We start from the raw sequence: 13333 nt of genomic DNA, 5'->3' as shown, positions 1-13333 counted from the left end.
AGACTGATTTTGGAAGCCGTGTATCCCAACGTGTATATACTGATATAATGGGATATATTGAAACCTTAACTAAGTTTCCTAACTAGGGTATTCATGATGATATATTTTCTACTGAAACTTTAGAGGTTCGTTATCTGATTTGTAAGCAAAATATAATTTACTACTTGATCTATAAGGAGACAATATACCTTTTGTCGATAGCAAACTCTAACCAGTCCTCTGACCGTATACGTAAAGTGATAGCAGACTATTTACGATTATATAAATAAGTTTTCCAAGGAATATCAATACTGTATATTCCCTTTGTAATCAAACAATAATGAATATAGCAATTGTAGGAACAGGCTATGTAGGCCTGGTCACGGGAACCTGCTTCTCTGAAATGGGAGTAGATGTCACCTGTGTGGACATAAATGAAGCAAAGATAAAAGCTTTGCAGGGAGGTGTAATGCCTATCTATGAACCCGGTTTGGAAAACCTGGTCCTGAAGAATGTGGAAGCCGGTCGTTTACATTTTACGACTGATCTGACCGCTTGCCTGGATAATGTATCTATTGTTTTCAGTGCTGTCGGAACTCCTCCGGATGAAGATGGAAGTGCCGATCTGAGATATGTCCTGGATGTAGCACGCACTGTAGGGCGTTCTATTAATAAATATACGCTACTTGTAACAAAGAGTACTGTTCCGGTCGGAACGGCTCAAAAAGTAAAAGCTGTCATTCAGGAAGAACTGGATAAGCGTGGAGTGGCTATTCCCTTTGACGTGGCATCCAATCCTGAGTTTCTGAAAGAAGGAGCAGCCATCAAAGACTTTATGGCACCTGACCGGGTGGTTGTTGGTATTGAAAGTGACCATGCCCGTAAATTGATGGAACGTTTATACAGACCTTTTGTATTGAATGGTTATCCTATTTTATTCATGGATATTCCTTCAGCGGAGATGACGAAATACGCAGCAAATGCTATGCTGGCTACCCGTATCAGCTTTATGAATGATATCGCTAACCTGTGTGAAAGGGTTGGTGCTGATGTGGAATGTGTCCGTAAAGGCATTGGAAGCGATACCCGGATCGGAAAACATTTTTTGTATGCTGGCTGTGGTTATGGTGGCAGTTGTTTTCCAAAAGATGTGAAAGCATTGCTACATACCGGCAAAGAGAATAGTTATACGATGCGTGTAATAGAGGCTGTAGAAAATGTGAATGAAACTCAGAAAAGCATTGTTTTTGAAAAAGTAAACAAACTCTTCAATAATGACCTGAAAGGCAAGATCGTTGCTATTTGGGGATTGGCATTTAAACCGGATACGGATGATATGCGTGAAGCTCCGGCATTGGAAGTTATTGCGAGGTTATTAGCAGCAGGTGCTGTAGTAAAAGTCTATGATCCGGTAGCCATGGCAGAATGCCGTCGGCGTATTGATGACTTTGTGATTTATGCACAAGATATGTATGAAGCTGTCATAGACGCAGATGCATTGTTGCTTCTGACAGAATGGAAACAATTCCGTATTCCTAGCTGGTCTGTTATCCATAAAGTAATGAAAAGTCATGTAGTAGTGGATGGTCGGAATATTTATGATGGTGAAGAATTGAAAGAGTTAGGTTTTACTTATTCAAGAATCGGACAGAAATGAAACGAGTATTAGTAACGGGCGGAGCCGGTTTTATCGGCTCTCATCTATGCGAACGTTTGGTGAAAGAAGGCAACGATGTGATTTGCCTGGATAATTATTTTACCGGCAGTAAGGATAATATTCGTCACCTGTTACAGTATGACAACTTTGAGTTGGTTCGTCACGATGTAACTTCTCCCTATTATGCCGAGGTCGATGAAATCTATAACCTGGCTTGTCCTGCATCGCCTCCCCATTATCAGTATAATGCAATTAAGACAATGAAAACCTCCGTTTACGGGGCAATGAATATGTTGGGATTAGCCAAACGAACCAAGGCAAAGATTCTCCAGGCTTCGACTAGTGAAGTGTATGGTGATCCGGCAGTTCATCCTCAGGTCGAATCTTATTGGGGAAATGTGAACCCGATCGGTATTCGTAGCTGCTACGATGAAGGCAAACGCGCAGCCGAGACATTGTTTATGGATTATCATCGTCAGAATGGTGTGCGGATTAAAATCATTAGGATATTCAACACCTATGGTCCTCGAATGAATCCGAATGACGGACGTGTCGTTTCAAATTTCATAGTACAAGCATTGAAAGGAGAGGATATCACAATTTATGGGGATGGAACTCAAACCCGAAGTTTTCAATATGTGGATGATTTGATTGAAGCAATGGTTCGCATGATGGATACCGGTGATGATTTTATTGGTCCTGTTAATACAGGAAATCCAGGAGAGTTCACAATGTTGGAACTGGCAGAAAAAGTGATTGAATTGACGCATTCGGCATCAAAGATTGTTTATAGCCCATTACCGGGTGATGATCCGAAAAAACGGAAACCAGATATATCGTTGGCAAAAAAGATGTTGAACGGCTGGGAGCCGGGAATACAATTAGAAGAAGGACTAAAGAAAACAATTAGATATTTCGGAAAAAAGTAAAGTCCTACTAGAACGTGAATACATTGAATGAAAAATATGGTTATATCATATAGCTTTGGCATCATAGATTTTTTACACTTTGGGCATATCCGTTTATTTGAAGATGCCCGAAAATTTAGTAATAGACATATTTTAGGATTAATATCGGATGCCGCTATTTATTCCTGGCATGGAACGTTGGTTTCTTCCTATGAAGAACGGCTGGCTGTATTGCAGGGTGTTAAATATATAGATGAGATACGTCTTCAAAATTCATTTGATCCGCTACCCAATTTGCAATTGATCCATAGAGAATTTCCTGAAGCTAAGATAGTACTTTATATTGGTAATGATCGAAATTTTGTTCCTTGTGAGAATTATCTGAAGGAAATAGGAGGGGAAGTAAAAGTCATTGATTATTATGAAAAATTGTCTCCTCAAAATATATTAGATTGTCTGACAACTAAAGCCGCAAGAGTAAAACAGTATTCTTCAAATCTTATATCAACCAAGGCAAATACATTATTAGCATTGAAACCGGTTCTCTCAAAAGGGAAAATAGAAGATATTTATGTACTTACAGTAAATGAATATGTGAACGATTTCATAGCTGCATTTCAAAATATAAAGGAAAAGTTTCAGGGAGATTATATTGTAGTTAGAAGTTCTTCAGTCGCAGAAGATTGCTTTGAATCCTCTAATGCAGGACATTTTGAAAGTGTTTTAGGGATAAACTCTTCTGATATGGTAGAAGTTAAAAAAGCGATAGGAGAGGTTGTTCGCTCTTATGATCAATCAACTGATTTTTATAAGGATGAACAAATACTTATTCAGCGTCAAACAATGAACGTCGCTTGTTCGGGAGTCATATTTACCCGTGATGTGGATAGTAACCTTCCTTATTATTTAATCAATTATGATGATGGAGGTTCTACAGATTCTGTGACAAGTGGGAGTGGGGGAAATACAATCTGGATTTTGCGGAAGAAAGCTAAAAATAATCCTCCAAATAAATGGAAGAAGTTACTTTCTGTTGTGGCAGAGTTGGAGTCTTTGTTAAACAAGATGATACTTGATATAGAATTTGCTGTTACATCTGATGATGAGGTTGTCATTTTCCAGGTTCGTCCTTTGGCTGCCAATTATAAATTCCAGGTAAAACAAAATGATGAACAATTCTATCGTTGCTATAAGAAAGAATTATTAGCTTATAACAACATAAAAAATTATCAGACGTCTGTTCCGATGCTTCTTTCTGATATGGCCTTCTGGAATCCCTCTGAGATTATAGGAGTGAATCCCCATAATCTTGATTATTCCTTATATCGGGAAATTATAACCAAACATGCCTGGAATGAGGGATTGTTGCCTTTAGGATATAAAAGAGTTCCGGATGATCTGATGTTTCGTATAGGTAATAAGCCTTATATTTCTATCGACTATTCTTTTTTGGCTTTAACGCCGGAAGCTTTGGAAGAAAATCTTAGAAATAAACTTTGTCACTATTATGAGAAACAATTGTTGAAAGATACTACGTCTCATGATAAAATAGAGTTTGAAATCGTTTTTAGTTGTTTGGACTTTTCAACAGATAGACGATTGAAAGACTTATTGCATGAAGGATTTAGCTTTGAAGAAGTAAATATTTTGCGACAAACTTTATATAATCAAACGAATGATATTTTAGAAAATTACTCCAGAATATTATCATCAGATAAAAATGATTTGCAGGAGTTGGAAAGTATCCGTCTTGAAGTAGAAAGAAATGTAGATTTAAAATGTGATAATGTTTTTGTGACGCTTCAGAGTATTTACCAACTGTTATCATCATTAAAGAAATATGGTACTCCTCAATTTTCCCGGCAGGCTCGTTGTGCCTTTATATCGAGATCATTGTGTAAATCTTTGGTTGAAGAGAATTTGTTTTTAGGCAAGGATATGGATTTATTTATGTCTTCTATCCATACTGTGGCATCTCAGTTTGAGGTTGATTTTAAGGCCTTTTCTTCAGGAAGATTGCCTATAAGGGATTTTAATCGTAAATATGGACATTTGCGTTGTGGAACATACGATATACAGTCCCCCCGATATGACCGGATAGATTTTTATCAGGATACTCGACAACAAAAAACTCAATCTGTTAAATCAGCAGAGTATGAATCCATATCAGAGGTCGAATCTTCCTTGAAAGAACAATTGTGTAAGTTGGATTTTTCTGTATCATCAGAAGATATATTATACTTTATAAAAGCTTCATTGGAGGAAAGGGAATCTTTCAAATTTGAATTTACCAAATCATTGAGCCTTGTTCTCGAGTTGATCGAAGAAGTCGGAGCCCGAATTGATCTCACAGTCTTAGATTTATCTTATTTGGAAGTTGCTGATATTTATGCAGCAGAGTATTATCCGTCCATACAAGAATTGAAAGAGTTCTGGACGACTCTGATATCCAAACGAAAAGAAATTTATAGAGAAAAGTCAATGCTGATACTACCAGAATTGATTGTAAGTAATAAAGATTTGGAAATAATAGAGCAGAATGAAGCCCGCCCCAATTTTATTACTACTCAGAAAGTGGAAGGAGAAACGATTAATTTGGATAATAACAATACCCAGGATATTCAAAATAAGATTGTGGTTATATCTAAAGCAGATCCTGGTTATGATTGGATATTTACTAAGAGAATAGTTGGTTTGATAACTAAATATGGAGGAGCAGCTTCCCATATGGCTATACGCTGTGCCGAATTTAGTTTACCGGCAGCTATAGGCTGTGGCGAAAAGATTTTTGATTATGTATCTAAATCGGAAAAGATAGAACTTGATTGTGGAAATAATAAAATAACCCGGATATTTTGATGAAAACATTAATAACTCAACGGGAAGGAACAGATAAATATGGAGTTCCGGTTGATTCTCTTGAAAGTAATTATATCCGTTATTTTAGCAATTTAGGATGTGAATTGTATCCGGTATCCAATTTTATATCCCGAACAGGCTATCTCTTTGATCAGGATGTCGAGTTACTCATTTTGACCGGGGGAGGCTCTCTTAGCGGTGAGTTTTATCATCCGGTTAAACCCGAAACGGATTCTCCTTGCAGAGATTATATAGAAAAAGCATTGTTTGAAGAAGCAATAAAAAGGCAGATTCCAGTTTTAGCCATTTGTCGTGGTATGCAATATGTAAATGCATTATTAGGAGGGAGTATTTCTGTCCTTTCTGGCTTACCGGTATTGCGGCGTGTAGGAGAAGATCATCCTGTTTCTTTTGGAGAAGAAATAGTTTATGTAAACAATTATCATAATGACGGCGTCTACCTAAATCAGTTAGCAACAGATTTGACTCCCATAGGCATAGATAAAGAGAATGGAGTTGTAGAAGCTTTTATGTCTGATGCGCATAAAACCTTAGGAGTACAATTCCATCCGGAGAGAAATATTCAAGATTATGAATCACGAGGTTTTATAGACCTGCTGATTGAGAATTTTATACATAACAGAACAAATAAATATTCAGGAAAATGAAAGCAATTATTTTAGCTGCCGGACAAGGTACCCGCTTAAAGAAATATACAGAGAATTTACCTAAAGGAATGCTCGAGTTTCAGGGTAAGACAATCATAGAACGTCAGTTGGAAACTTATCGTTCAATGGGAATAGATGATATAATTGTCGTCCGTGGCTTTGCTGCTGATAAAATAGATTATCAGGGTGTGAAGTATTATGAAAATCCAAATTATGCGACCACTAATATGGTGGAATCTTTATTGATGGCCCGGAGTGAGTTTGACGATGATATAATTGTCAGTTATTCGGATATTTTATTTTCCCATGAAATGCTGCAGGGAATGATTCAAGCAAATGGGGATTTTGTTGTGGCGGTAGACGATAACTGGAAAACGTATTGGAGGGCTCGTTATGGAAAAGTAGACTTTGACACGGAAAGTCTGGAAATAGATGTAAATGATAATATAGTATCATTAGGTTTGGAAGCACCGTGTATGGATGATATTGATGCTCGTTATATAGGTCTACTTAAATTCTCCAAAGAAGGCTTGAATATTATAACAGATTTGTTAGATAGAGACTATCCTCATTATGTGGATAAACCTTGGATGTTATCCGGAAAGCATATTCGTCAGGCTTATATGACAGATTTATTAATGGCATTGATAAAAGATAAACATCAAGTGAAAGCCAGTCATTATAAGAATGGTTGGATAGAGTTTGATACGAATGAAGATTATGAACGAATGTCAGAGTTGGCAAATAATGGAGAAATAAGAGCTTTTATAGAACTGTAGAATGGGGAATGATTTGAGACGGGAGGCCGTCCGTGGTGTCTTATGGAGTGCGATAGAACGTTTTTCCGTGCAGATTGTTCAGTTCATGATACACATAATTCTGGCACGCTTGCTTCTTCCTTCGGATTTTGGACTGATTGGCATGCTTGCTATTTTTTTGCAAATATCCCAATTGCTGATAGATGGTGGTTTCAGTAATGCTTTAATTCAGAAGCAAGACAGGACGGAGATAGACTTTTCTACTGTTTTTTATTTTAATATGTTTATCTCGATCGCGTTGTACTGTGTACTATTCTGGACTGCTCCTTTTATTGCGAATTTTTATCATATCCCTGAATTATCATCGGTAGTTCGGGTTATCGCCTTGAATCTTGTTATATCCTCTTTTTTTGCGATTCCGAAAGTCAAGCTAATGATAGCGATCGATTTCAAGAGCCAATTGAAAATTTCATTGGTGTCGATTCTCGTTTCAGGAGTCGTAGGTGTCCTTTTGGCATACAAAGGTTTTGGCGTGTGGGCTTTGGTTATGCAATCTTTGCTGAATAATTTGTTTTTGTGCATTCTTTTTTGTGTGTGTTTTCGTTGGTTTCCATTGTATGTATTCTCTGGGAAATCTTTCAGGAGTTTGTTTTTTTTCGGTTCGAAATTGACCCTGTCGAGTTTAATTCATACGGTGTATTATAATTTATACTCTATTGTGATCGGTCGTTATTTTTCCGCAACAGCCCTTGGGTATTTTAGGAATGCGGAACAATTCGCCTCCCTGCCATCTTCAGGAATCAATATGATCATATCCCGTGTTTCTTATCCGGTGTTAAGCCGTATTCAGGATGATGATGAGTATTTGGCCAGGGCATATCGAAAATATATTCGTTTGAGCTCATTCCTGATTTTTCCTTTGATGTTTTGTTTGGCAGCTTTGGCAGATCCAATCGTGAATTTTTTATTGACGGATAAATGGAGTGAGGTAATTCCTCTTTTTCGAATATTATGTCTTTGCTGGATGTTGGACCATTTGAGTGTGATTAATTTGAACTTATTGTTTGTCAAAGGACGTACGGATTTGTCTCTTCGCTTGGAATTGGTAAAAAAAACGATCGCTACGATTATATTGTTTACCTCTATTCCTTTTGGACTAGAGGGTATGTGTTGGGGACGTGTTTTTTACTACATAATAGCTTCTTATATTAATACGTATTATACGAAAAGATTGATAGGATTGAGTTTCTTGATTCAATTGCATGATATTATTCCATATTGGATATTGTCGTTAGTCATGGCTTTATGCGTATATGGCATATCTCTGCTTTTTCTGGAAAGTTATTTCCAAATAATGTTCGGTGTGGCATCTTGTGTATTGATTTATTATATGTTGTCTTATCTTTTTACCTTCAAGACATTAAAAGAATTTGTGTTACTATTTAAATGAAAAATATATGAGAAAAATCTCTTTAGACGAGATGAAGAAAATTCAACTCGAGATATTAATTGATGTAGCAAGATTTTGTGAAGAAAATGGTATAAGATATTATTTGACGTATGGGACTCTTCTTGGTGCTGTCAGGCATAAAGGCTATATTCCTTGGGATGATGATATTGATATAATGATGCCAAGACCAGATTATCAAAGATTTTTGAATATCTATAATGTCAAAAAATCTCATTATAGATCAAGATCTTATTATTCGGACTCGAAGTTTCCAAATTTATTTGCAAGAGTTGAGGACATAAGGACATTTCAAAAGGAAAAGCTTATCTATGAAAATGGAGTCGGGGTTTCAATTGATGTGTTTCCTCTTGATGGGGTTCCTAAATATGTTTTTTCGATTTATCTAAGATTTATAGAGGTGTTGAAGTTAGTATGGCATTGTAGATTACAACATATGATATCCCCAAAAAGTGTTTTGAAAAGAGGCTTGACTTTTATGATAACAAAGATTCCTTTTGGCATTTATCTATATTGTTTGAATGTCATGGATAAAATGTTGAGATTGTTTTCGTATGACAATTCAGGGAGGGTTGCGCTTCTTGTTGTGATAGATAGAGAAAGAAGGGAGTTATTTGAAAAAGAAATGTTGGAAAAAACTGTATTATTAGAGTTTGAAAATAATTATTTTTCTGTTCCATATAAATATGGTGATGTTTTGAATGCTTTGTATGGCGATTACATGAAACTTCCCCCTGAATGCGAGAGGGTTCCAAAACATTCTTTTGAGGCTTTTTATAAAGAATAACTAGGTTTAAATGATGAACAAATACGATTATTTGATAGTTGGAGCAGGCCTATATGGCTCCCTGTTTGCCTATAAAGCAAAAAAGGTGGAAAAAAAGGTCTTGATGATTGATAAACGGTCTCATATCGGTGGAAATTTGTATTGCGAGAATATAGAGGGAATCAATGTTCATAAATATGGTCCTCATATATTCCATACGTCGAATAAAGATGTATGGGATTTCATGAACTCCATTATACCTTTCAATCATTTCCGTTATGAGCCATTAGCCAGTTATAAAGGAGACTTGTATAATCTTCCTTTTAATATGAATACATTCCATCAACTTTGGAACGTAAATACCCCGGATGAGGCAAAGTCTATCATTAATGCGCAGCGAAAGGAATTTGAAGGAAAGGAGCCTCAGAACTTAGAGGAGCAAGCGATCTCTTTAGTCGGTCGAGATGTATATGAGATTTTGATAAAAGGTTATACTGAAAAACAGTGGGGAAGGAAATGTACAGAGCTTCCTGCTTTTATTATCCGCCGTTTACCTGTTCGATTCACCTACAATAACAATTACTTCAATGACTGTTATCAAGGAATTCCTATCGGGGGTTACAATAAATTGATTGAAGGTTTATTGGAAGGGGTGGATGTTCGTCTGAATGTGGACTTTTTTAAAGATAGGCAATCTTTAACTAGCTTAGCAGATCGTATCGTATTTACCGGAAAGATAGATGAGTTCTACGATTATCGTTTTGGAAAGTTGGATTATCGTAGTCTTCGTTTCGAGGAAGATATCTTGGATATGGAAAGCTATCAAGGTAATATCGCAGTGAATTATACAGATACAGAACAACCTTATACCCGTATCATCGAGCATAAATATTTTGAATTCGGTACACAGGATAAGACGGTTATCACGAAAGAATATCCATTAGAGTGGCAGGAAGGGTGTGAACCATATTATCCAGTGAATGATCAAAGAAATAATGCGATATTTCATAAATATAAAGAATTGGCTGAGCAAGATGCAGAGGTTATATTTGGAGGGCGTTTGGCTGAGTATAGATATTATGATATGCACCAGATAATAGAGAAAGTACTACATTTAAAAATCAATTAAATATGGAAAAAATAGAGAAACCAAATATTAAAATATTGGTCTGCTGCCATAAACCAGGTGAATGGATAAGTGATGATATATATATACCTATTCAGTGTGGAAAAGCTCTTAGTAATGTGGATCTTGCTATTCAAGGTGACGATACGGGGGATAATATAAGTACCAAAAATAGAAATTATGCAGAGTTGACAGCAATGTATTGGGCATGGAAGAATATGAAAAATGTAGATTATATAGGTTTATGCCATTATAGAAGATATTTTGATTTTCATAAACAAAGCAATGGTTTTGGAGCATATACTGAAAGGCCTATATCATCAATTCAAGATTTAGAATACTCTATTCCAAATACTGTTTTTTCTCAAATAGAAAAAGGACATATAATTGTAGCTTCTCCTTTTATTGTTAATACTTGTTTGTATTTGAACTATTGCTATTATCATATAAGTGATGATTTGAGAGTTTTAGAGGATGTTTTGAGAAAGCGTAATGATATTTATTATAAATCATTTTTGAAATTAATGTGGTGTAATAATCGTTTTTTTCCATGTAATATGTTTCTTATGCCATTTGTTGAGTATGATAAATACTGCACATGGTTGTTTGATGTATTGAGTGAAGTAGAGAGTAGATTAGATATTAGTAAATATACATCCGATCAAAGTCGTGTTTTCGCATATATGGCAGAACGTTTACTAACTGTATATCTATATGCTAATCATATAAAAACTAAAGGTGTACACTTTGTTTGGTTCAATAATAGTAGTTTTCCTAAGAGATCTTGGTTTCGCGTAAAATTATCAAATTTTGTATCTACCTTGTCATTGTTACCAATGTGTCTGGAATATAGAAGAAAAAAATCTATTCAAAATAATATATAATATTTGTGATGGCAGAATACGAATATGAAGTAACACTATCTATGCCTATTTACAATGTAGCATCTTATGTAGAACGTGCCTTGCTATCTGCGTTGAATCAGACTTTTGAAAGTATTGAATTCCTTTTAGTTGATGATAGAGGAATCGATAATAGTATGGAAATTGTACATACAATAATTTCTGGACATCCTAGGGAAAAGGATATTCGTATTATTGAACATAAAAAAAATATAGGTCTGGGTGCAACGAGGAATACTGCTATTGATAATGCTAAAGGTAGGTATCTGTTTTTTATGGATAGTGATGATGAAATAACTTCTGATTGTATAGATATTATGTATTCTAAGATAGTGAAAAATAATGTCGATTTTGTTGCAGGAAGCTACAATGTTATTAATTGTGTAGGAGAGGTTGAAGAGATAATGAAATATAATGACTGTTTTTTGTATGATAGTAATATTATTTCTCTTTATATAAAGGATAGACAAAAAATATTTACTCCAATATGGAATAAATTATATAGTATAGATTTCTTAAGAAGAAATAAAGTATATTGTATACCATATTGTTTGAATGAAGATATTTTATTTTTATTACATGTTATGTTGAAGGCTTCTAGCTGTATATTGATATCAAATGTGTCTTTGTCGTATTTTTTGAGAGATAATTCTATAACAGGTGTTATAAGAAAAGGTATTGATGATAAACTGGTAAAACAGCATATAGATATATTTAGAGAAATGCAATATTTGCTTAATCAGAATAAAAATAATATAGTATATATATATGGTTATATGTTATCATTTGTTTTTTCTGAAATGATAACAATTCTATCTTCTGATGTGTTTTTGAATACATCTAAAAAGTTATATATAAATAAATTCTCTTTTGACATTGATTTGTCTAGTTTAATAAAGTTATTTCGTAATAATATTAAATATATTTTTGAATATTTATTTATTAAGTCGTCATTTCCTGTTAAATGTTTTTTAGTGATCTTGTTTAAATGCAGAATGAAATTTTGATAGTATGAATCATTTGAATTTATTATGACTGCTATTAATACATATATGAAAATAAATAAATTACTTCATATCTATTTATTTACTTTTGGTTTCTTTTATTATTTAATATTGCCTCTAATAGTTTTGATTTGGAATTTATTTGATGGATATCCAGGAATGAATTATTTATATATGTATTATGATAATTCTTTTTTATATAATTACATTTTTATATCTATAGGAATACTGTTCTCTTTTATATTTGGCTCTTTGATACCTTTGTTTTATATTAAAAAGAAAAAGCGTAAAGAGAATAAAGTTATTTATAATAAGGTTGTTGCTTTCTTTTTGGTGATGCTTTTTATATTTGCTAATGTTGTTATATATTATAATAGAGGTTTGTTGTTTAGTGGATATAAAGATGATGTGGATATTTTATTTACTGGTCAAATTAGTTCTATTAATACTGTTTTTTTATTTTTTTTGCTGTATTATATAGATGTGAAAGAGAGATTTTATACTTTATTTGTTTTTATACTTTTATCAATTGTAGAATTTAGTATTGTTTTATTAGGTCTGGGATCAAGAATGTATGTTTTTATACCTTGTATAGTGTTACTTGTATATTATTATGATAAAGGAAAGTTATTGTTAAAACATGTGTTTATTATTCTTGTTTTTTTGATTGTTTTTCTTCTAACAGTGGCTATATGGCGCTTGGGTGATATGGTTGTCTCTTTTGATAAACTACTTTTTGTAGGTTGTACTGAACCTGTATATACATGGATTACTGCAGTATCCATGTTTTCCGAAAATAAATTTTCCTATTTTTCTTTTCCAGATAATTTTATTACCTCTTTCTTGAATTTTATACCTTCTGTATTGTTGCCTAATAAATCTGATTTAATATTTTCAGTAGATATGAAATTTGATGCACCGTTTGGGGGGATGAGCTTATTAGTCTCTTTGGTATATAATTTTGGAGTTTTAGGGAGCTTTTTAGCATTATTCTTTTTGGGTTTATTTTTTACATATGTTCGCTATAATTTTTCAACTTATTTTGGGAATGTCTATTATTATTGTATCTGTTCTGTGATTCCTTTTCAATTATTTCGAGATAATTTTTCTATAGTAAATAAAATGATATTTTATAATTTTCTAATAATTCCTATGGTGATTTTGTTGTTAAGTAATCTTATTAAATGGGTTATAGTTAGATATTGTAATAATTCGTATGAATGATATAATTGTTTTAA

At 33.9% G+C, this 13333-nt stretch carries 11 protein-coding genes; all 11 read left to right on the top strand.

The window, feature by feature from the left end:
* Nucleotides 1–319: 319 nt before the first annotated feature.
* From HMPREF1535_RS20305 to HMPREF1535_RS20255, 11 genes are read left to right on the top strand one after another with little or no spacing between them, the layout of a single operon-like run.
* Nucleotides 320–1636, top strand: coding sequence for a UDP-glucose dehydrogenase family protein (locus HMPREF1535_RS20305; RefSeq protein WP_046147306.1), 1317 nt, complete (start codon nucleotides 320–322; stop codon nucleotides 1634–1636).
* A complete protein-coding gene (locus HMPREF1535_RS20300; protein WP_046147305.1) occupies nucleotides 1633–2565 on the top strand; it encodes a UDP-glucuronic acid decarboxylase family protein in 933 nt (310 codons plus the stop codon). Before HMPREF1535_RS20305 ends, HMPREF1535_RS20300 begins: the two co-directional genes overlap by 4 nt.
* 27 nt (nucleotides 2566–2592) lie before the next feature.
* Entirely contained in the window at nucleotides 2593–5403 is a 2811-nt protein-coding gene (locus tag HMPREF1535_RS20295) for a PEP/pyruvate-binding domain-containing protein (protein ID WP_052716758.1), read from the top strand.
* Complete coding sequence (locus HMPREF1535_RS20290; protein WP_052716757.1) at nucleotides 5403–6071, top strand: gamma-glutamyl-gamma-aminobutyrate hydrolase family protein; 669 nt, start codon at nucleotides 5403–5405, stop codon at nucleotides 6069–6071. Before HMPREF1535_RS20295 ends, HMPREF1535_RS20290 begins: the two co-directional genes overlap by 1 nt.
* Nucleotides 6068–6850 carry a phosphocholine cytidylyltransferase family protein gene (locus HMPREF1535_RS20285; protein ID WP_046147303.1) on the top strand — a complete coding sequence of 261 codons (783 nt, stop codon included), beginning with the start codon at nucleotides 6068–6070 and terminating at the stop codon, nucleotides 6848–6850. Before HMPREF1535_RS20290 ends, HMPREF1535_RS20285 begins: the two co-directional genes overlap by 4 nt.
* Nucleotide 6851: 1 nt before the next feature.
* The gene (locus HMPREF1535_RS20280; RefSeq protein WP_046147302.1) at nucleotides 6852–8279 is read left to right on the top strand and encodes a lipopolysaccharide biosynthesis protein; all 1428 of its coding nucleotides are present in this window, start codon (nucleotides 6852–6854) and stop codon (nucleotides 8277–8279) included.
* A 7-nt stretch (nucleotides 8280–8286) separates the two neighbouring features.
* Entirely contained in the window at nucleotides 8287–9084 is a 798-nt protein-coding gene (locus HMPREF1535_RS20275) for a LicD family protein (protein WP_046147301.1), read from the top strand.
* A gap of 13 nt (nucleotides 9085–9097) precedes the next feature.
* Entirely contained in the window at nucleotides 9098–10192 is a 1095-nt protein-coding gene (gene glf / locus HMPREF1535_RS20270) for a UDP-galactopyranose mutase (RefSeq protein ID WP_046147650.1), read from the top strand.
* A gap of 2 nt (nucleotides 10193–10194) precedes the next feature.
* Entirely contained in the window at nucleotides 10195–11073 is an 879-nt protein-coding gene (locus tag HMPREF1535_RS20265; protein ID WP_046147300.1) for a DUF4422 domain-containing protein, read from the top strand.
* Nucleotides 11074–11081: 8 nt separating this feature from the next.
* Nucleotides 11082–12098, top strand: a complete 1017-nt coding sequence (locus HMPREF1535_RS25205) for a glycosyltransferase (protein ID WP_052716756.1) — start codon at nucleotides 11082–11084, stop codon at nucleotides 12096–12098.
* Between the two features lie 45 nt (nucleotides 12099–12143).
* Nucleotides 12144–13319, top strand: coding sequence for an O-antigen polymerase (locus HMPREF1535_RS20255; protein ID WP_046147648.1), 1176 nt, complete (start codon nucleotides 12144–12146; stop codon nucleotides 13317–13319).
* The last annotated feature ends 14 nt before the right edge of the window (nucleotides 13320–13333 follow it).

It is taken from the genome of Parabacteroides goldsteinii DSM 19448 = WAL 12034 (assembly GCF_000969835.1).
GTDB classification, from domain to species: domain Bacteria; phylum Bacteroidota; class Bacteroidia; order Bacteroidales; family Tannerellaceae; genus Parabacteroides; species Parabacteroides goldsteinii.
This window is presented reverse-complemented; position numbering and strand designations above follow the sequence as displayed.

Bases quoted from the DNA above. Each gene is read 5' to 3' on its own strand.
- HMPREF1535_RS20300 (WP_046147305.1), top strand. From the start codon at position 1,633: ATGAAACGAGTATTAGTAACGGGCGGAGCCGGTTTTATCGGCTCTCAT.
- HMPREF1535_RS20265 (WP_046147300.1), top strand. From the start codon at position 10,195: ATGGAAAAAATAGAGAAACCAAATATTAAAATATTGGTCTGCTGCCAT.
- HMPREF1535_RS20275 (WP_046147301.1), top strand. From the start codon at position 8,287: ATGAGAAAAATCTCTTTAGACGAGATGAAGAAAATTCAACTCGAGATA.
- glf (WP_046147650.1), top strand. From the start codon at position 9,098: ATGAACAAATACGATTATTTGATAGTTGGAGCAGGCCTATATGGCTCC.
- HMPREF1535_RS20255 (WP_046147648.1), top strand. From the start codon at position 12,144: ATGAAAATAAATAAATTACTTCATATCTATTTATTTACTTTTGGTTTC.
- HMPREF1535_RS20280 (WP_046147302.1), top strand. From the start codon at position 6,852: ATGGGGAATGATTTGAGACGGGAGGCCGTCCGTGGTGTCTTATGGAGT.
- HMPREF1535_RS25205 (WP_052716756.1), top strand. From the start codon at position 11,082: ATGGCAGAATACGAATATGAAGTAACACTATCTATGCCTATTTACAAT.
- HMPREF1535_RS20290 (WP_052716757.1), top strand. From the start codon at position 5,403: ATGAAAACATTAATAACTCAACGGGAAGGAACAGATAAATATGGAGTT.
- HMPREF1535_RS20295 (WP_052716758.1), top strand. From the start codon at position 2,593: ATGAAAAATATGGTTATATCATATAGCTTTGGCATCATAGATTTTTTA.
- HMPREF1535_RS20305 (WP_046147306.1), top strand. From the start codon at position 320: ATGAATATAGCAATTGTAGGAACAGGCTATGTAGGCCTGGTCACGGGA.
- HMPREF1535_RS20285 (WP_046147303.1), top strand. From the start codon at position 6,068: ATGAAAGCAATTATTTTAGCTGCCGGACAAGGTACCCGCTTAAAGAAA.